This window comes from Fictibacillus barbaricus (assembly GCF_031457135.1).
In the GTDB taxonomy this organism is placed as follows: domain Bacteria; phylum Bacillota; class Bacilli; order Bacillales; family Fictibacillaceae; genus Fictibacillus; species Fictibacillus barbaricus_A.
The window spans coordinates 423,107-442,319 of record NZ_JAVDWA010000002.1; the positions used below are offsets into that span (position 1 = coordinate 423,107).

General features: G+C 38.5%; 19 protein-coding genes. 1 reads left to right on the top strand and 18 read right to left on the bottom strand.

Annotated elements, in window-relative coordinates:
• Positions 1–415: 415 nt before the first annotated feature.
• The 16 genes from J2X07_RS07500 to prsW form a co-directional block, all read right to left on the bottom strand.
• Positions 416–688, bottom strand: coding sequence for an HU family DNA-binding protein (locus J2X07_RS07500; protein WP_310257842.1), 273 nt, complete (start codon positions 686–688; stop codon positions 416–418).
• 399 nt (positions 689–1,087) lie between these two features.
• Positions 1,088–2,566: a stage IV sporulation protein A gene (gene spoIVA / locus J2X07_RS07505; protein ID WP_310257843.1), complete on the bottom strand. Its 1,479-nt coding sequence runs from the start codon at positions 2,564–2,566 to the stop codon at positions 1,088–1,090.
• Between the two features lie 262 nt (positions 2,567–2,828).
• Positions 2,829–3,539 (bottom strand): hypothetical protein, encoded by a 711-nt coding sequence (locus tag J2X07_RS07510; RefSeq protein WP_310257844.1) that lies wholly within the window; start codon positions 3,537–3,539, stop codon positions 2,829–2,831.
• Between the two features lie 17 nt (positions 3,540–3,556).
• Positions 3,557–3,757 (bottom strand): DUF2768 domain-containing protein, encoded by a 201-nt coding sequence (locus J2X07_RS07515; RefSeq protein ID WP_310257845.1) that lies wholly within the window; start codon positions 3,755–3,757, stop codon positions 3,557–3,559.
• 444 nt (positions 3,758–4,201) lie between these two features.
• Positions 4,202–4,468 carry a stage VI sporulation protein F gene (locus tag J2X07_RS07520; RefSeq protein WP_396193780.1) on the bottom strand — a complete coding sequence of 89 codons (267 nt, stop codon included), beginning with the start codon at positions 4,466–4,468 and terminating at the stop codon, positions 4,202–4,204.
• Positions 4,469–4,589: 121 nt separating this feature from the next.
• Positions 4,590–5,615, bottom strand: coding sequence for an NAD(P)H-dependent glycerol-3-phosphate dehydrogenase (locus tag J2X07_RS07525; protein WP_310257847.1), 1,026 nt, complete (start codon positions 5,613–5,615; stop codon positions 4,590–4,592).
• A gap of 92 nt (positions 5,616–5,707) precedes the next feature.
• Positions 5,708–7,021, bottom strand: a complete 1,314-nt coding sequence (der, locus tag J2X07_RS07530) for a ribosome biogenesis GTPase Der (RefSeq protein WP_310257848.1) — start codon at positions 7,019–7,021, stop codon at positions 5,708–5,710.
• A gap of 137 nt (positions 7,022–7,158) precedes the next feature.
• Positions 7,159–7,761, bottom strand: coding sequence for a YphA family membrane protein (locus J2X07_RS07535; protein ID WP_310257849.1), 603 nt, complete (start codon positions 7,759–7,761; stop codon positions 7,159–7,161).
• A 716-nt stretch (positions 7,762–8,477) separates the two neighbouring features.
• Complete coding sequence (gene rpsA / locus J2X07_RS07540) at positions 8,478–9,617, bottom strand: 30S ribosomal protein S1 (protein ID WP_310257850.1); 1,140 nt, start codon at positions 9,615–9,617, stop codon at positions 8,478–8,480.
• Positions 9,618–9,686: 69 nt separating this feature from the next.
• A complete protein-coding gene (locus J2X07_RS07545; protein ID WP_310257851.1) occupies positions 9,687–10,268 on the bottom strand; it encodes a lysophospholipid acyltransferase family protein in 582 nt (193 codons plus the stop codon).
• Positions 10,269–10,943, bottom strand: coding sequence for a (d)CMP kinase (gene cmk / locus J2X07_RS07550; protein ID WP_310257852.1), 675 nt, complete (start codon positions 10,941–10,943; stop codon positions 10,269–10,271).
• 133 nt (positions 10,944–11,076) lie between these two features.
• Entirely contained in the window at positions 11,077–11,253 is a 177-nt protein-coding gene (locus J2X07_RS07555) for a DUF5359 family protein (RefSeq protein WP_310257853.1), read from the bottom strand.
• A 53-nt stretch (positions 11,254–11,306) separates the two neighbouring features.
• Positions 11,307–11,966: a flagellar brake protein gene (locus tag J2X07_RS07560; protein WP_310257854.1), complete on the bottom strand. Its 660-nt coding sequence runs from the start codon at positions 11,964–11,966 to the stop codon at positions 11,307–11,309.
• Between the two features lie 102 nt (positions 11,967–12,068).
• Complete coding sequence (gene ypeB / locus J2X07_RS07565) at positions 12,069–13,418, bottom strand: germination protein YpeB (RefSeq protein WP_310257855.1); 1,350 nt, start codon at positions 13,416–13,418, stop codon at positions 12,069–12,071.
• A gap of 18 nt (positions 13,419–13,436) precedes the next feature.
• Positions 13,437–14,315: a spore cortex-lytic enzyme gene (gene sleB, locus J2X07_RS07570; RefSeq protein WP_310257856.1), complete on the bottom strand. Its 879-nt coding sequence runs from the start codon at positions 14,313–14,315 to the stop codon at positions 13,437–13,439.
• Between the two features lie 151 nt (positions 14,316–14,466).
• Positions 14,467–15,135 carry a glutamic-type intramembrane protease PrsW gene (gene prsW / locus J2X07_RS07575; protein ID WP_310257857.1) on the bottom strand — a complete coding sequence of 223 codons (669 nt, stop codon included), beginning with the start codon at positions 15,133–15,135 and terminating at the stop codon, positions 14,467–14,469.
• 82 nt (positions 15,136–15,217) lie between these two features.
• On the opposite strand from prsW, the gene J2X07_RS07580 reads away from it, so the two are divergent.
• Positions 15,218–16,186 carry an asparaginase gene (locus J2X07_RS07580; protein WP_310257858.1) on the top strand — a complete coding sequence of 323 codons (969 nt, stop codon included), beginning with the start codon at positions 15,218–15,220 and terminating at the stop codon, positions 16,184–16,186.
• 49 nt (positions 16,187–16,235) lie between these two features.
• Here J2X07_RS07580 and J2X07_RS07585 read toward each other — a convergent pair whose 3' ends face one another.
• Positions 16,236–17,219 carry a YpdA family putative bacillithiol disulfide reductase gene (locus tag J2X07_RS07585; RefSeq protein WP_310257859.1) on the bottom strand — a complete coding sequence of 328 codons (984 nt, stop codon included), beginning with the start codon at positions 17,217–17,219 and terminating at the stop codon, positions 16,236–16,238.
• A 600-nt stretch (positions 17,220–17,819) separates the two neighbouring features.
• Entirely contained in the window at positions 17,820–19,103 is a 1,284-nt protein-coding gene (locus J2X07_RS07590) for a Glu/Leu/Phe/Val family dehydrogenase (RefSeq protein WP_310257860.1), read from the bottom strand.
• Between the last annotated feature and the right edge of the window lie 110 nt (positions 19,104–19,213).

Consider the following 19,213-nt stretch of genomic DNA (forward strand, 5'->3'; position numbering starts at 1 on the left):
TTTTTAAATCGAAATTGTGGAATAAGCCAATTTCCGCCGATGGTAAAGTGAGCGGCAATTGAAAATGGATCAAGCCCATGTACGAGGAAGTAAGCGTCTTAGTTTAAGCAAAAACAACAATCTTTTTGGAAACAACAAATGAAATAGAGGAAAGAGAACAAAATGGAGGGCTAAACCGTATATAGATGGGCTCAAAAAAGCGCTATTCCTTCTGAGAAGAACAGATCCAAGTGAAAGACTTAATGATCAAACAAAAAACGGTACTTATCGAACAAAAATCTTTCCCGTTCAAACAAAAAGTTAAAACAAATCCAATGAATGTCCACCTATTAAACACACCTGAATTAAAAATGAAAAGAGGCTTATTCAAAAGTAAAATGACTTTTGAACAGCCTCTTTTTGCCCTATGTATTAATTATTTAACAGCATCCTTAAGGGCTTTACCTGGTTTGAAAGCAGGAACTTTGCTTGCAGAGATTTCGATTTCTTCACCAGTTTGCGGGTTGCGCCCTTTACGAGCAGCACGCTCACGTACTTCGAAGTTACCAAACCCGATAAGTTGTACCTTGCTTCCGCTTTGTAGAGTACCAGTAATAGCTTCAAAAACAGCGTCAACTGCTTTAGATGCATCTTTTTTAGATAGCTGAGCTTGCTCAGATACTGAATTGATAAGATCAGTCTTGTTCATTACATTCACCTCCTCTCAAGGATGTTTCTAGAAATATATCGGCAGTTTAATAATTCTCTGAAGTGTTATTTATAGATGTAATATACAAGATTTTACTAATTTAATCTGTAACAAGCCTTATATTATACGATTCGAATAAGAAATTCAATCTTTTTTCGACGAATTTACTGTTCCCTCACTTAATTTTACTTATATTATGACCTTATTTTACAAGTTTTTTTGATTTACAAGGTAAAAAAGACCCCTCCATTTTCAACAACAATCGTACTAATTTACAACCTGAATCTGTTTCACATTCCAAATTTTCCGGAAACTAGTAACGAGATCAATGACTATGAGATTCGCAGCTTATCAATCAACAAAACAAAAAAAAGACTCCTGATATAAGGAGTCTCCAACCTATAAAATAATAGCAATTAATCCACCTGATCCTTCATTAATAATGCGTTCAAGCGTCTCTTTTAATTTATATCTTGCGTTTTCAGGCATTAACGATATCTTGCCTTGGATACCTTCTCTTACAATGGAGTTTAAGGAGCGTCCGAAAATATCGGAGTTCCAGATTGAAAGCGGGTCTTCCTCAAAGTCCTGCATTAAATATCTTAGCATTTCTTCACTTTGTTTTTCTGTACCGATGATTGGCGCAAATTCGGATTCTACATCAACTTTAATCATATGAATCGATGGTGCGATCGCTTTTAGTCTAACCCCGAATCTTGAACCTTGACGAATGATTTCCGGCTCATCTAAACTCATATCTGTAATCGCTGGTGCTGCAATTCCGTAACCGGTTTGTTTTACCATTCTTAGAGCATCAGCTACTTGATCGTATTCCGTTTTTGCGTATGCAAATTCCTGCATCAGCTGAAGCAGATGATCTTTCCCTCGAATTTCTACACCTACAACTTCTTTAAGAATTTGATCGTATAAATAATCTGGTGCGAACAAGTCAATTTCTGCTATACCTTGCCCCATTTCAATCCCAGCAAGTCTCGCATCATCAATGAAATCGTAGTTTGCAAAAAAACCAACGACTTTATCAACATCGCGAAGGCGTTTAATATCTTGGACGGTTTCTCTGACCGCTTCTTCATAGCTTTGACGTAGCCAGTGATTTTCACGGAGAACCATTACCCAGCTTGGAAGATTTACGTTTACTTCTAATACCGGGAACTCGTAAAGAGCTTCTCTTAAAACATTGTTGATATCATGTTCTGTCATGCCTTCAACACTCATCGCCAAGACTGGTATATCATACTTTTCACATAGCTCGTTACGGAGCTGCTGTGTATCTGGATGATGCGGATGAGTTGAGTTGATGAGCATGATAAACGGTTTGCCGACTTCTTTTAATTCTTCTACAACCCGTTCTTCTGATTCTACATAATCATATCTAGGAATTTCTCCTATAGAGCCATCTGTTGTTACGACAACCCCTAATGTTGAATGTTCTTGAATGACTTTTCTCGTTCCGATTTCCGCTGCTTCATGGAACGGAATGGGCTCGTCATACCAAGGTGTGTTGATCATCCTCGGCCCGTTTTCATCTTCGTAGCCCTTTGCACTAGGAACTGCATAACCAACACTGTCAACAAGACGGATATTCACATCAAGTCCATCACCTACATTGATCTTTACCGCATTGTTAGGAACAAATTTGGGCTCAGTGGTCATAATGGTACGTCCAGCTGCACTTTGCGGTAATTCGTCCTGAGCACGTTGGCGTTCTGCTTCATTTTGAATATTTGGAAGCACAACAAGTTCCATGAACTTCTTAATGAAAGTAGATTTTCCAGTTCTTACTGCTCCTACTACTCCCAAGTAGATATCTCCGCCCGTCCTTTCGGCGATATCTTTAAAAATATCGATTTTTTCCATTCGTTTCCCTCCCGATCCAAATAAAGTTCCGGATGCTAGTCTTGGACAATACATCGTATGATTTTGTCCTATGGATTATGACAAAGGAACGGAAATTTTTATTGGAACCTAACTCATGAGCCCTGATATAGTTCCATTAAAACGGGAGGGCGCACAATAGTGCCTACCGATGAAACTATGAAGCTTGTTCCGTTATAAGGATTTCCAAAAAAAATCTCTCCGCCTTTTCTATGAATGTATTAGAAAAAGGGAGAGTTCATGCCTATTTTATTAAAAAAATAGGTTTATTGTTTTCTATTGTATAAGGAACAGAATAGATAGGAACAAAGAAAGAGTGATCCGCAAGCAGATAACGGATGTCTTCATGTTTCTTAATGTCCTTAGGATTACTCGTTATAGCTACTTTTAAATCTTTTCTGTAATCTATGAAGAGTTTCATATCGTCATTAATCATAAGTGGGAGCTGCTTGCCTGTGAAAGGACTTTTCACTGCTGGATCCTTTTTAAAACCTAGTTTCTTATAATCGAGCGTATATCTTCCGGGAGCAACAATCTTCTTAAAAGGCGGATATTTATGTTTAGATATATAAACCTTTAATGCAACCTGTACATCTTGAACCTTATCTGTCATAACTAAATCAGCTAATTTCACAGTAGGATTCGATTCTACATCTGTCAGAACATAAAGAAAGGTCCCGCCTTTTTCAAAAGAATTCCCTGGAGGTTCTTGCATATATTTAGGAACCAATTTATTAAAATCTATTACATATTTTTGAAAAATGTCTGTGTTTCCATCTTTTGTTTCAATCGGCAATACCCCTGTATCTTTCTGAAAGCTGTCAACGGCTTGCTGAACCGCTGTAATCTGGTCCTGATAGGGTATTCTATTTTGCAGCTTTCTCTCTTCAGGATATAAGCAGCCGGAGAGAGTAAGAAGAATAAGACAGAAAGGAATTAACCACTTTTTAGACATATTCATTCCTCCTTTTCTTATCCTTTAACAGGGCCGCTCAGCACGACAATCAAGATAAGTATTCCCGCTGTTATCATGCACAGCCATGCAAAGATTGATACGATAACTTGAATAATACCTGATAATTTAGAACGGCTGAACATAATTGAAAAAACTGCAATAAACATTAAACCGATGGACGAAAGCGCCACCCACATTTTCATTAATCCTTCACTCATATGTATCCTCCTTATCCACAGCGTACATTATAGCATAATTCCGTTCATTTCCTTTACTTTTCATTGAGTAAAAAATAAAAAAACACCCGGTATACCCAGGTGTCTGACTAAATACTTCCCGTTCATTCGTTTACTATCAAAGGCTCTCTTCGTATCCATTGCCGCTATAAAAGTTGCTGATTTTCGCTCCAGGCTGCTCACTTTCCGCGAGAGGTAAGGTGAGCCACAGAGGAAGTCATATGAAGTGCTGCTCCTTATCTAAAAGAAAAACAGCATCAAAGCAAACTTCCTCGTCGCATGCCTTGCAAAAAGAATACTCAGGAAGCAGCCTCTTTCTTTACATTCTTTACTGACTTTACGAAAATGAACGAAAGCAGCAACCTCTTTGAGCAAAGCCTTATCAAAATGAATAGACGGACCTTTTAACAAACAGTTCGCAATAAATTATTTATTCCCATTTTCGAACATTTTTGATAGGGTTGCCATATCCAAAGGGATATTATTGTTAAGCACCGCCTGCACGATTTGATCTTCCTTTTGTTTAGTAACAGCTACTCCAGCCATAGAAGATACTTGGGAAATCAGCATTCGAATGGTTCTCTCATCACGCAGGTTATACCCGCTGACGGATTGTGCAAGTTTGAAAATATCGTCTTTTTTCACACTTGTTTTCTTTTCGAGTTTGTCAAAAAACTGCTGTTCGCGTTCCAATTGAAAGTCCTCCTCCCGCTTCCTTTTCATCCCTATCGTATGCAACAAAAAAAGAAGCGTGAAAAGAAAAAAGGCGATTGCCTAAAATTTTTTAGACATTCGCCTATCGATCTCTTTTATGTCAGCCCTTTAAGGAAGAGACATCTTCTACTTCATGTGTACGAGTGCGCTGCATCAAATCGTCCACTGCTTGCTTCGCACCTTTATTGTTAAATAATACATCATATAACACGGCAGTAATCGGCATTTCTACTTGCTCTCTTTTACTTAATTCATATGCGGCTTGAGTCGTTCTGACTCCTTCAACAACCATACCCATATTAGCTAAAACCTCATCAAGTGCCATACCTTTTCCAAGCATGTTACCTGCTCGCCAGTTTCGGCTATGTACGCTTGTGCAAGTTACAATTAGATCACCAATACCAGTAAGACCAGAAAACGTAAGCGGATTCGCTCCCATATGAGTACCAAGCCGTGCAATTTCTGCAAGGCCTCTCGTAATCAATGCGGCTTTTGCGTTATCGCCATATCCCAAACCATCAGAAAGACCGGCACCTAATGCAATAATATTTTTAAGGGCGCCGCCAAGTTCGACTCCTACAACATCAGGATTCGTATAAACTCGGAAATTTTGATTGATGAATAAATCTTGTACGTTCTCTGCAGCATCATTATTTTCAGATGAAACCGTAACTGTTGTAGGCTGCCTCAATGAAACTTCTTCCGCATGGCTTGGTCCAGAGAGGACAACAACAGCCTTAAGAAGGTCTGCAGGAATTTCTTCTTCTATAATTTCAGAAATTCGTTTATATGTACCTGGTTCAATGCCTTTACTTGCATGTACGATTGTTACCGGGCGGGATAATATAGGTTTCAGCTGTCCTAATACATCACGCATAGCTTTAGTAGGCGTAACCAGAACGAGGGTTTCTGCATCTTTTAAGCACTCTTCCACCTTAACCGTCGCATGAATGGTTTCAGGAAGCTCAATGCCTGGCAAATATCTTTCATTGCGATGCTCTTCATTGATCTCAAGTACCTGTTCTTCTCTTCGCCCCCATAAACTTACATGATGGCCATTATCAGCTAATACGATAGCAAGAGCTGTCCCCCAGCTGCCCGCACCTAAAACTGCGACTTTTTCCATACACGTCACACTCCATACGATTTATTTTTCCGTATTCATCTTTGAAAGCTGGATAAAGAAAAAGAGGATGATTTTACATCCCCCTTATCTTCTTAATCATTCTTTTTTCTTGCGAAGATTTTAATTGGTGTTCCTATAAAACCAAAAGTTTCACGGATTCTATTCTCTAAAAATCTTTTGTATGAAAAATGGAACAGTTCGGGATCATTTACAAAAATAACAAATGTAGGCGGCTTCGAAGCTACTTGAGTAGCATAATTAATCTTTAATCGTTTACCATTATCCATAGGTGCTGGATTCATTGCTACTGCATCCATAACCACTTCATTTAGTACATTCGTTTGAACTCTTAAAGAATGATTCTCGGCAACCTGGTTGATTACAGGGAATAATTGATGTAATCGTTGTTTTGTAAGTGCAGAAACAAAGACGATCGGTGCATATGATAAATACAAGAAGTGATCACGGATTTTTTGTTCAAACTTTTGCATCGTCTTATCATCTTTTTCGACCGCATCCCATTTATTAACAACAATAACAACCGCTTTTCCTGCTTCATGTGCAAAGCCAGCTACTTTTTTATCTTGCTCAATGATGCCTTCCTCTGCATCAATTACCATAAGAACAACGTCTGAACGTTCGATTGCCCTCATCGCGCGCATTACACTATATTTTTCTGTCGTCTCATATACTTTTCCGCGTTTGCGCATACCAGCAGTATCGATGATGACATACTTCTGGCCTTCACGTTCGAAATTTGAATCGATTGCATCACGTGTCGTTCCTGCAATGTCACTCACAATCACACGATCTTTACCTAAAATTGCGTTCACCATGGAAGATTTACCTACGTTAGGTCTTCCGATTAAAGAAAAATAGATCGTATCTTCGTCTTTTTCCTCTTCAGTATGTTCTGGAAAATGACTGACGACTCTGTCAAGCAAATCTCCGAGTCCGATTCCATGTGTACCTGATACTCCAACAGGATCACCCATCCCTAAACTATAGAACTCATACAAAAGTTCTTTACGTTCAGGGTTATCAATCTTATTTACACCCAGTACAACAGGTTTTTTTGAACGGAAAAGCATTTTTGCTACTTCTTCATCCGCGGCAGTTATGCCATTCATGCCATCTACTAAAAACAAGATAACATCAGCTTCTTGAATGGCAAGTTCTGCTTGCTCTTTCATCTGACTCATAAATGGCGCATCGCTGATTTCAATTCCGCCTGTATCAATCATATTAAATTCTGTATTCAGCCATTCTGCGGAACTGTAAATACGATCTCGTGTTACGCCTGGTATATCTTCTACAATTGAAATACGGTCTCCCGCAATTCTGTTAAAAATAGTAGATTTTCCAACGTTCGGTCTTCCCACTATTGCCAAAACTGGTTTAGTCATGTTGACACTTCCCTTTTTTCCTGATCAAATCAATCATCTTATTCCTTTAAAATTACATCATACCATTTTTCATACTATAAAAATTCACAAGTCCATTTATTTTAGCAAATAACACATTTGCAGACAACTTAAAATCTTTAAATCTGCTTTGCTGAGCTTGACTTTTTATAAGAAGCCTTTCTCATTTTTTTCAATACTTCAGCTGAAGAAAGACTAATAATGAGAATGAAAGAGGTGATTGCAAGTAAATCCATGACATAATCAGATCCTATATCTACGTATCCCTGAAGCCTGTAAATTAATAGTTGAAATAACGAATCCCCGATAAATAGTCCTATAAAATAAATAAACAAAATATCATAATTTCTTTTCGATATAATAAGCAGGACCATCATTAAAACAATAATCAAAAGATATTTTTTATCCACAATTAATTTAACAGGGTCGTATAACGCAAATAACTGCAAAGAAACATATGCTGTCGCAACTATAAAACTGCTGACCAAGTGATGAATGAGATGATCCTGATTTTTGACAGCATAAACAAAACCAATGCCTAAAAACAGGATAAAAGCGGCATTGATTTTACCAAGCGGAAATGAAATAGAATGTCCCGATAAAATAATTCCAAACAAAAACAAAAAAGCAAGTTTTGATCTGAACGGGTTTCTCTTCATTAAAAAAGTTGAAAATACCCAACCCATCCACATTATCCAATAAAAAAGGACACCTTCATTCATGTTTTTCACCTCGGTAGCATTATGCCACTTTCCGGTTACTCTTAATCTTCAACAAAGACAGTTTTCGCATACTTTATTGAATTGAATGATGTTAATTTCCTCTGCAGTGGCTCGCTTTCCGCGGGGTGTGCGGTGAGCCCATTCGTCGCTTTGCGACATTAAATGGTCTCTCCTGTCCCACTGATCCCGCAGGAGTCTCGCGCTTACGCTACAATTAACTTGTCAGTGAAGTCTCTTTAAAAAAATTACAAAATAACAACAAACATAGTGATAATAGACTTTAGAAAAGAGCCTTAATCAAAACAAGGAGTTATTATTTCCAAATCAGGCTGCTTGTTTTTCGCAATCATTGTTGTTTTTGAAGGTGGTTGATCTCCGTTGCAGGATGATCGCTTTCTGTGGGGAATGAAGTTCTTCGAGGAATCAACTGTACTCCTGCGTCTGCAAGCATGTTTCCTCCTCGCATGCCTTGCAAGAATTTTTTAAGTGACCACACTACGCGAAATTGAGTTGGCTCTCCTGTCTAGCTACAGCGTCCGTCATATATCGCACGAAGAAAATGTAATTTTACCTATTCGGGGAGTCTAGCACCTTGTACTCCAATCAACTTATCAATGTAGAGAAAAAACAATTATAAGCCAAAAGCAACAAGTTATGCGAAAACAGTTAAACACAAAAACAGCTCTCGCACATGTCGAGAGCTGAAACGTTGAAACTTATTTAAATTCTTTAAGCTGATCACCGATCATTTCAGCTAATGAAAAACCTTTTTCTTCTTTTGGAAGGTTTTTCTCAAGATTTTCTTTATCCTTCTCGTCTTGAACGGCCTTCATACTTAAGCTCATTCTTTTTTCTTGGCTGTTAACTTCTAGTACTTTTACAGTTGCTTTTTGACCTTCTTTTAGAACTTCACTCGGATTTCCAATGTGGCGGTTAGCAATTTCAGAAATATGGACAAGACCTTCGATTCCTGGAGCTACTTCTACGAAAGCACCGAAGGATACGAGTCTCTTTACAGTACCTTCAATAACACTGCCCGCTTTAATGGAAGAACTGGCTTCTTCCCATGGCCCCGGCTGCGTTTCTTTAATAGAAAGTGAAATACGGTCATTATCGCGATCTACAGAAAGTACTTTCACTTTAACTGTTTGTCCTTCACTTAACACTTCTGACGGGTTCTCTACACGGTTATGAGAAAGCTGTGATACATGGACTAGCCCATCAACACCACCTATATCTACAAATGCACCGAAATCCGTCAATCTTTGAACTTTACCTTCAATAATCTCCCCTGGAGATAAACGATCTAGAATCTCCTGTTTCTTTCCTGCTTCTTCCTCTTCTGTCACAGCTCGATGAGAAAGGATTACTCGGCCTTTTTCAGGATCTAATTCAACAATTTTAACAGAAAGTTTTTTGCCTTTGTAATCAGCAAAATCTTCAACAAAGTGTGATTCAACCATAGATGCCGGAATGAAAGCACGAATCCCTAAATCTACTACCAATCCGCCTTTAACAACATCATGTACAGCTACTTCAAATGTTTCTTTTGCTTCATACTTTTCCTGTAATTCAGACATGGATTTTTCGCTATCTACTGCTTTTTTAGAAACTAGCAGCTTGTCTTCTGAATTGGAAAGAACTCGAACAGTGATTTGATCTCCTTCATTTAACACATCACTCACCTTTTCAATGAAAAGGCTTGAAACCTCATTAATTGGCAAAAACGCGTCCTGTTTAGCGTTGATATCAACCAATGCATGTTTGTCTTCTACTTTTAAAACCGTACCAGTGACAACTTCACCTTCTTCGGCCATTGCAGCATTTGTTAAACTTGTGCTCATTTCGTCTGTCATGATCGTGCCCTCCTCAAAAATTAGAAAAGTAATTTATTGAACTTTCTCTAAGAAAGAACATAAACGCAATTATTCATTTTCCTTTTTTAACTGAGCTATATGATTCATTATAAGCTGAGTAGCTTCTTTTGCGGAAGCTTTTTGCTCTCGTAAATCTGTAAAATCGATCGGTTTGCCGAAAATAACTTTTAGTTTTTTGCCCTTTTTATATTGCCCAACAATGGCACAGGGAACGATATGTGCATCTGATTTTAAAGCAAAGAAACCCGCTCCTGCCAGCCCTTCGCCAATTTCACCATTCTTGCTTCTTGTCCCTTCTGGAAAGAGACCAAATACTTTGCCGTTCTTTAAAAGCTGAATACCGGTTTTCAAGGCTGTTTTATCACTCATCCCACGTTTAACAGGGAATGCATTTACTCGAGGCAAGATGCTTTTTAAGACAGGTATTGAAAATATTTCAGCTTTCGCCATAAAGTGAACATCACGCGGAGATGCTACCCCGACAAGCGGAGGATCAAAATTATGGATGTGATTAGCACAAAGCAGCACACCGCCTGTTTCCGGCATGTTTTCAACGCCAATTATTTCTGGCTTATATACTGCTTTAAAATAAGTGCCGCATAACCATTTTCCAAAAGAATAAAGATTCATCTATATGGCCCTTTCTTGAGCATAATGAAGGATACTGAGTACAACTTCCTCAATGCTCATACTTGTTGTGTCCAGCTCAATGGCATCCTCTGCTTTTTTTAGGGGTGCAGTTTCCCTCTCACTATCACGTTTATCTCTTAGTGCGATTTCACTTTTTAATATTTCAAAATCAGCAGTAATCCCTTTTAAACTGATTTCTTCATACCTTCTTCTCGCGCGCTCTTCAACTGAAGCAATCAAGAAAATTTTGAGTTCGGCATTTGGCATAACGTGTGTGCCGATATCACGGCCATCCATGACAACACCGCCTGATTCTGCAAGCAATTGCTGCCTTTTCACCATTTCGAGACGCACTTCTTTTTGGCGAGCTACAAATGATACATTATTCGTAACTTCACTGGATCTGATTTCTTCAGATACATCATTACCGTCTAGTATGACGGATTGACCTTCCTCTGTTTTCACAAGTACAATTTCGGTTTCATGAAGCACAGATTCAAGTGCTGATCCATTATTCAAATCTGCTCCAATCGCAAGTGCTTTATACGTTAATGCCCGATACATAGCTCCAGTGTCGATATAAATAAAAGATAGCTTTTCAGCTACTTGCTTAGCTACCGTACTTTTCCCTGCTCCAGCTGGACCATCGATGGCAATTGATATTAATTTTTTCATGTTTCCTCCTACCCGTACCTTTACGATGCATACATAGCAATAAAAGCAGGTAGAATTCCCCCTGCTTTTTCTCTGTACATAACCTGTATTTTCAAACAGATTAATTCTATATCTATATTACCACAGTTATTTGTCAGCGGTCTATCGTTTCCAAGGCTGGTTCTTTCTTGTCCTTGATTACACCTTCATAATAGATACTCTTATTTGTAAATAGTTTAAAATTCGGAATCTCCAGCAGCATTTGAGCGATAAACAATAAGACAAAGTGAGCAATCGCCAGCTGGATAAGTATTTTTTCAACGAGTTTCATCACACTGTCACCTTCTTTAAAGGAGTATTCTCCCCACAAAGAAGATTAATATGCTATAGCTTCATTTCCTTCTTTTTCATCTGCAGCTGCTGTTCAAAACAAAAACGGAGAATATGCTGCCGATCCTTTGCTGTAATTTGATTAAATTGTAATGGTGCCCGCTGTCTGCCATTTTCCCCATCTAAAATGCGAAGAACACTGCATGTAAGATCTAAGTAAACTTTTTCACCGGACCGCATCGGCAGCACAACTAAACAGTCCAGGATGTCACCTTTTGCCACTTTATGCCTGATTGGCAATGATAATAACATCCCGCCAGCACTTAAATCAACGATTACTGAATTAAAAGATGGATAAGTATCAGCCGTATTCTTGACGGCAGTATCCAGCATTGTCTCGACTCTTACGTATTGTCTTCTTTGAACCTTATGTATTTCTTCATTTTTAGGTGCTGTAATAATCAATACTGGAATATTCTCAATTTTTCGGCCTAATAATTCGGTCCGGAATGTATAAACATTCTTTTCTTTATCAACAAGCGAAACCTTAAATTGTGTCCCATCAAAGAAGTATTCTGTTCGATTCGTAGACTCATTACTCGGATAATCAATATATATTACATCATCTTTCATCTCATATATTTTCGATTTGTATGTATCTTTTTTTTCTGAAAACAGCGGTACTAAATATAATGATTCTCCAATTGCCAGCATAAAACTTCCCCCATAACCATTCTAACCTGCCACCTATATTATGACAGTAATGGAAAAAAAGAAAAAGCAAAATTTCACTAAAGAAATTTTGCTCTCTCTGCATTAGATTTCATTATAAGAAGGTTCTGCTTCTTTTAATTTCTTTACTTCTTCTTCATTTCCGTTTTCAGCATTGATAAATATTTGGTAAGTTTCATTTCCGCTAACTCCAAGGAATTCATAACAGAATACTTCTTCGTTAATATCATTTCGAATTAACGCTTTACTGACTTCCTTCACCTGGAACTTCGGATTTAAATTTGTTCTTGCTTCTTTTTCAGAAAGCTTGAAAACGGGTATACGGCGGTCTACATGCGATAATAAAAATTCCTTTCCTTCATATCCCATGATGTCACCGTTATCGAGTGCTACTTTTACGGTTACAATCTCAGGATAAATTCTGACGTTTTCCTGTGATCGTGCATACGTAAACACTGCAATATTATCATACTGATTACTTGATACGACAACCATTTTACTGTCCATGTGCTTTTTCAAGAAATCTTCGGCCTGAAACATTGCTTGATTAAGTGAGATTTTAGGCTTTCCAACATTACGATCGTATAACTCCCATATAGGATAACCGCCTTTTTTGGTTAAATCCATATAAGTCGTACCTTTTGTTTCCGGATTATACAAGGTAAGTGAATAAGCATCGTAATTTGCTTTTTTTCCTGATTCTTCAACCGTAATTTTAACGTTTTTCTTTAAGTCAAAGAATTTAATCGCAATCTTTCTCGCATCTTCTTTCGTAATCTCTTTTCCTTTTAACTGATTAAAATTACGATTCTTCATTTTCATCATATTAGATACTTCTGGACCAAAATCGGTCTCGGAATAACCTTGAGCTGTTTTGTCAACCGTTTTGAAACCATCAATAATCGTGTTGTCCTCAGGTGTCTTGTTGGTCGCAAGTGCCATCTCTACATCCATCCAGCGTAAATTATGCTTTTGAGCTAATGCTTGCGTTTTTCTAAGTTCATTTTGTATTTCAGTTGCGTTTGCGTACAGCTCTTTTAACTTGCTATGTTCTTGAGCGCTTAACGGTTTCTTCCCTAAATCACGTACAGCTGTCCGATAACTGAACTCTCCCATTTTTGTTAAAAATTCTTCGGTTTTGTTAAACGGAAGCAATGCTAACGGCAGCTGGCCTACATCGTTATGTGCTTCAGAAGTTAGTCTCCAAACTTGAGCAAGTGCAGGAGATAGCTGATTTCTTGAATTCATGGCAAGGGTTTCGCCTATTTTGTCATGAAGTGAATCAACATGAAAGTTCAAATCATGGAAAGCTCTTTGATAGTTGTTTTCAGCTTGCAAAAGAATCGCATTTTTTTCCTGATGTTCTGTATAGCCCCAATAACCAGTTCCTGCAATCGCTACAAACAAAAGGACAATCAGAATTGTACGTACCATGTACGTCTCACCTCTTTATTATTTAGTATAAATATGTTTTCCTATTTTTTTAATTTGAGGTCTGCCCCAGATCCAGCCTGATGTTGCAGTATCCGGATTGAAATAGTAAAGTGCCTCACCTGTAGGATCCCAGCCGTTTAAAGCATCCATAACAGCTTTTTTTGCTTGTTTGTTCGGCGTTAGATAAATTTGCCCATCCGCTACAGCGGTAAAGGCTCCAGGTTCAAAAATTACACCGGACACAGTGTTAGGGAATGCAGAACTTTCAACCCGGTTAATAATAACTGCGGCTACTGCTACCTGACCGATATATGGCTCTCCTCTGGACTCACCATAAACCGCATTTGACATCAAGTTCACATCATTTTGCGAATAACCGTCTGGGATGTTTTTAGCTGGTTTAACTTGTGCTGGCCTTGCTGCTTTAGCTTTGCCTTTAGCAGCCGTTTTTCCCTTAGCTGTATAACCTTTTGCAGCACCACCTTTAGCAGTCCCGCCTTTTACTTGTTTGTTTTTTGAAACCCCGCCATAATGCGTAAATTTCTTACCTGAACGAATTTGTTTGTTCACCCAAGCTTTGTCATATTTTGATGCTTTAACAAGCTTTTGTTTAGCTGCAGCTCCTGCTAAACCATCAATATTTAACCCGAATTCATATTGGAAGTTTCGTAAAGCCCAATATGTTCTCCATCCGAATACACCATCAATATTTCCTGTATAAAACCCTAAATATTGAAGACGTGATTGAAGTTCGATAACATCATCACCGGTTGCACCCTTTTGAATGACCTGGTTTGAAAACGCATGTGCTGCGTTTTGACCAAATCCAGCAAAAAATCCAAAACAAAGGGCGATTGCAAAAAACGCTCCTCTTATGTAAGCTGAATTTCTTTTCATGAGAAGTCTGGCCTCCTGTAAATTTTTCTCCATTTTCTTTTAATACTTGTATCATTTGTAATCCGTATTTTTTTATTCAATTTCAAAGAATCATTGTAAAATGATTTATTATTCAAAACGAATTTGAAAAGAACACAAAAAAAAAGACCGGCTATATACCGGTCTTTGCTAAATGTTTCATTGACGAATTGGCGAGTTTGACCTTCCGAAGTGCAAACCACCATAAGAAAATCATAAACGGAAACATATAAAAGAAAATGTATTTTGTGCTTGATAGCAGCAAGAAATTAAAAGTTCCATGTAGAAGAACTGGAACGAGTAGAGATAACACAAGAAAAATTATTTTTTTCCTGCCAGTCGAAAACTTGCCCTTCCCTAAATAAAAACCCATAATTACCCCAAATAATGCGTGGCCGCTAACAGGAAGCAGAGCGCGTACTAAAGCTTCTTCTATTCCGAATGTATATAGATAAAAGATATTTTCTAAAGAAGCAAATCCAAGCGATAGTGCAACTGCATACACGATACCGTCATATGGTTCATTAAATTCTTCATGCAGATAAGCTCCGTAAAAAATTAAAAACCATTTAAAAAATTCTTCAAGTAAACCACTTGTTAAAAAAGCATCAGCAAATAAAGGAATGTTCAACTCTTCTTTAAACCCGAATTGCATCACCATAATAGGAAAGACAAGAAGAACTCCAAATATATAAACCTTTACAACTAAAGATAAAGGTTCTGTTTCATATTTGTCTTTTAAATAAAAAAAGGATAATAGCGCAATGGCCGGAGCCACCGCTGCAGAAATTACAGCCAGCATGTCCTGCCTCTTTTCTACTGTTTTTTTCTATCGTAACATGATATTTTAAGAAGTGGAATAGAGAACAAGGAGGGCAGCACTAATGAAAAAAATATTATTGATCCACACAGGCGGTACAATCGCTATGGAAGAAAATAAAAACACAGGCGGTGTCAACACGAAAGAAATTCATCCGCTTGAATCAACTATTGCAGAACTGACAGATATCGCAGAAGTCACCTCAAAAAATTATGTCAATCTGCCGTCTCCTCATATCACTCCTGTACACATGCTTAAACTGGCAGCATTCATCAAAGAACAAACCAAAACCGAGCATTTTGATGGAATCGTCATTACGCATGGAACAGATACATTAGAAGAAACTGCTTATGTGCTTGATCTTGTACTCGAGACAACCATACCTGTAATTGTTACAGGAGCGATGCGATCGAGCAATGAGCATGGCTCTGACGGACCTTACAACCTCATTTCTTCTGTCAAAGTAGCGTCTGAACAGCAATCTTTAGGCAAAGGCGTTCTCGTTGTCTTTAATGATGAAATCCACACTGCAAAAAATGTAACAAAAACACATACAAGCAATATCGCGACCTTTCAAAGTCCTCAATATGGACCGATTGGTATTGTAACAAAAAGAGGAGTTCTCTTTCATCATACCCCTCTTCAATCCAACAGGTTCCAAGTTAAAGATGTCACTAAAAATGTAGTATTATTAAAAGCTTTCGCAGGAATGGATGGCACTTTAATAAATGCAGCTGCTCAAGGCGCTGATGGTATCGTTATTGAAGCACTTGGACAAGGCAATTTACCTCCAGCGACAGTACCTGCTATTGAAAATCTCATTAAAATGCAAATACCTGTCGTACTTGTGTCTAGATGCTTCAACGGTATTGCACAGGACATCTATTCATACGAAGGCGGAGGCAAGCACCTGAAAGAATTAGGGGTAATCTTCTCGAATGGTTTAAACGGTCAGAAAGCACGTTTGAAACTTATGATTGCGTTAGAAAACGCTAACTCCCCTGAAAAATTGCAGCAGTTGTTTTGGGAATAAGCTACATCGAGAATGAATATAAAGAAAGCTGAGCATCCCTTTAGGACATTCAGCTTTCTTTTCTTTCTATAATTGTGTTTGCGATCATTTCGCCATGGAACCTTCCATTTTCAATAAAAATTTCATTTGCATTGTTACCCGCAGCAATAACTCCTGCAATAAACAATCCATCTACATTCGTTTCCATCGTTTCTGGATGAAATTGAGGTCTCCCCGTTTCAGCATCGATAGCCACACCCATTTTCTTTAAAAATGCATGATCAGGATGGTACCCTATCATCGCAAAAACGGAATGAAAAGAAAATAAATTCTTTTCACCTGAAATATTTACAACCAGTCCCTCATTTGTGATTTCTTCAATTACTGAGTTAAAAGTCATTTTAATTGTACCAGCCTTTACACATCCTTCAAAGTCAGGCAATACCCAAGGTTTTATACTTGGGGAATATTCTTTTCCTCTATAAAAAACGTGTGGTCTGGCTCCGCATTTTTGCAGTTCGAGTGCAGCATCAATCGCGGAATTCTTCCCGCCTATTACTGCTACATCCAAATCATAAAATGGGTGACCTTCTTTAAAGTAATGATGAACATGCGGAAGTTCTTCACCTTTAATATTCAGCATATTCGGATTATCATAGTAGCCCGTGGCAATGATAACCCATTTGGCTGTATAAATCGCTCTGTTGCCGCTGCGATTTATCGTTCGGATTGTAAATAAGTCATTATCATCCTTTAAAACTGACTCCGCCTTTTCAAACGAATGAATGTTCAACTCATTTCTTTTTACTACTTCTCTATAATAGGTTAAGGCATGTATCCGGTTCGGTTTTCTTTGTTCATGAACAAAAGGAAACTGACCAATTTCTAATTTCTCACTTGAACTAAAAAAGGTTTGATGTGTCGGGTATTGATAAATTGTATTGACCACATTTCCCTTCTCGATTACACAATAAGAGAGACCTTTCTTCTTTAATGCAATAGCCGCAGCTAAACCACAAGGTCCGCCACCGATAATACAAACATCTATATCCACTGCTTCACCACTTTCAATATCACGTTATCTAATAAGTATAGGTTATACAACGGCTGTTTCCGCAATCATTGTTGTTTTTGAGTGCGGTGATCTCCGTTTCAGGATGCTCGCTTTCCGCGGGGCAGGCGGTGATCCACATTCGTACGTTTCACTTATAAGTGTCTCACCTGTCTAGCTGCAGCGGTTAGCCCCTCGAGGTCAAAAGTTTAATGGTCCTGAAGGCAAAATGCGCCTTCTTGGCCCATTTCCCTTTTGCTTGTCGGGGCTGAACAAACCGCTTCCGCTTTTCGGACTGTCTAGCTGCAGCGGTTAGCCCCTCGAGGTCAAAAGTTTAATGGTCCCGAAGGCAAAAAGCGCCTTCTTAGTCCATTCCCCTTTTGCTTGTCGGGGCTGAACAAACCGCTTCCGCTTTTCGGACTGCCCGCCTGTCTTGCAGGAGTCTCGCACCTTGCACTTCAATCAACTTGACAATGAAGTCTCTTTACGAAAATTCCTTAAAAATAACACTCTTTTAGAAAAAAACAGCCTTAGAAAAATAGTCTATACAAAAAAATCTCCTATCATCATATGATAGGAGATTTACGTTATGTTTGCAAAAAATTAAATCCAGCCTCTGAATCGAGAAGCTTCGGCCATTTTGCGTACACCAACCATATAGGCGGCGAGTCTCATGTTTACTTTTCTATTCATTGCAGTTGTATAAACTGTATCGAACGATTTAACCATTACTTTTTCAAGTTTTTCTTCGACTTCTTCTTCCGTCCAGTAGTATCCTTGGTTGTTCTGCACCCATTCGAAATAGGATACTGTAACACCGCCTGCACTTGCTAAAACATCTGGTACGAGCAAGATCCCTCTTTCAGAAAGAATTCGAGTTGCTTCAAGAGTAGTAGGTCCGTTCGCTGCTTCTACGACAATCGTCGCCTTGATTTTGTGTGCATTATTTTCAGTGATCTGATTTTCAATTGCAGCAGGAACTAAAATATCACAATCAAGCTCTAACAATTCTTGATTTGTAATTGTATCTTTAAACAATTTAGTTACAGTACCGAAGCTGTCACGGCGCTCTAATAAATAGTCGATATCTAAGCCTTCAGGATCGTAAAGTCCGCCGTAAGCATCTGAAATCGCAATTACATTTGCACCAGCATCATGCATAAATTTAGCAAGAAAGCTTCCGGCATTCCCAAATCCTTGAACGACTACACGAGCACCTTCAAGCTGAATACCGCGCTTAGCTGCTGCTTCACGGATACAAATCGTTACACCTTTTGCAGTCGCTGTTTCTCTTCCATGCGATCCGCCTAATACTAATGGTTTTCCAGTAATGAATCCAGGTGAATCAAACTCTCTGATTCTGCTGTATTCATCCATCATCCAAGCCATAATTTGCGAATTTGTAAAGACGTCTGGTGCAGGAATATCTTTTGTAGGTCCTACGAGCTGACTGATCGCTCTTACATACCCCCGGCTGAGTCTTTCAAGTTCTCTAAAAGACATTGTACGCGGATCACAGATGATTCCGCCTTTTCCGCCGCCGTATGGCAAGTCTACAATCCCTGCCTTTAAACTCATCCAAATCGATAATGCTTTTACTTCTGTTTCAGATACATTCGGATGAAAACGAACGCCGCCCTTAGTTGGACCAACAGCATCATTGTGCTGGGCACGATATCCTGTAAATATCTTAGTGCTTCCATCATCCATCTTAACAGGAATTCGAACCGTCAGCATACGAATAGGCTCTTTTAACAACTCATAAACTTCGGAAGAATACCCTAATTTATCGAGCGCATCCGCGATTACGGACTGCGTGGATGTTAGCACATTGTCATTTTCATGATGATTGTCGGATTTTTGGTCTGTCGTATTTTGGGCTGTCATTTGTTTACCTCCCATATTTGTCACCTCTAAAGTTTAGTCAAGCTTCAGAGACAGTATACACCTTTGTACGAGTATTGAGAAGAAAAATTTAGTGAAATTTGCCTAAAAAG

Bases quoted from the DNA above. Each gene is read 5' to 3' on its own strand.
- J2X07_RS07500 (WP_310257842.1), bottom strand. From the start codon at position 688: ATGAACAAGACTGATCTTATCAATTCAGTATCTGAGCAAGCTCAGCTA.
- spoIVA (WP_310257843.1), bottom strand. From the start codon at position 2,566: ATGGAAAAAATCGATATTTTTAAAGATATCGCCGAAAGGACGGGCGGA.
- J2X07_RS07510 (WP_310257844.1), bottom strand. From the start codon at position 3,539: ATGTCTAAAAAGTGGTTAATTCCTTTCTGTCTTATTCTTCTTACTCTC.
- J2X07_RS07515 (WP_310257845.1), bottom strand. From the start codon at position 3,757: ATGAGTGAAGGATTAATGAAAATGTGGGTGGCGCTTTCGTCCATCGGT.
- J2X07_RS07525 (WP_310257847.1), bottom strand. From the start codon at position 5,615: ATGGAAAAAGTCGCAGTTTTAGGTGCGGGCAGCTGGGGGACAGCTCTT.
- der (WP_310257848.1), bottom strand. From the start codon at position 7,021: ATGACTAAACCAGTTTTGGCAATAGTGGGAAGACCGAACGTTGGAAAA.
- J2X07_RS07535 (WP_310257849.1), bottom strand. From the start codon at position 7,761: ATGAATGAAGGTGTCCTTTTTTATTGGATAATGTGGATGGGTTGGGTA.
- rpsA (WP_310257850.1), bottom strand. From the start codon at position 9,617: ATGACAGACGAAATGAGCACAAGTTTAACAAATGCTGCAATGGCCGAA.
- J2X07_RS07545 (WP_310257851.1), bottom strand. From the start codon at position 10,268: ATGAATCTTTATTCTTTTGGAAAATGGTTATGCGGCACTTATTTTAAA.
- cmk (WP_310257852.1), bottom strand. From the start codon at position 10,943: ATGAAAAAATTAATATCAATTGCCATCGATGGTCCAGCTGGAGCAGGG.
- J2X07_RS07555 (WP_310257853.1), bottom strand. From the start codon at position 11,253: ATGAAACTCGTTGAAAAAATACTTATCCAGCTGGCGATTGCTCACTTT.
- J2X07_RS07560 (WP_310257854.1), bottom strand. From the start codon at position 11,966: ATGCTGGCAATTGGAGAATCATTATATTTAGTACCGCTGTTTTCAGAA.
- ypeB (WP_310257855.1), bottom strand. From the start codon at position 13,418: ATGGTACGTACAATTCTGATTGTCCTTTTGTTTGTAGCGATTGCAGGA.
- sleB (WP_310257856.1), bottom strand. From the start codon at position 14,315: ATGAAAAGAAATTCAGCTTACATAAGAGGAGCGTTTTTTGCAATCGCC.
- prsW (WP_310257857.1), bottom strand. From the start codon at position 15,135: ATGCTGGCTGTAATTTCTGCAGCGGTGGCTCCGGCCATTGCGCTATTA.
- J2X07_RS07580 (WP_310257858.1), top strand. From the start codon at position 15,218: ATGAAAAAAATATTATTGATCCACACAGGCGGTACAATCGCTATGGAA.
- J2X07_RS07590 (WP_310257860.1), bottom strand. From the start codon at position 19,103: ATGACAGCCCAAAATACGACAGACCAAAAATCCGACAATCATCATGAA.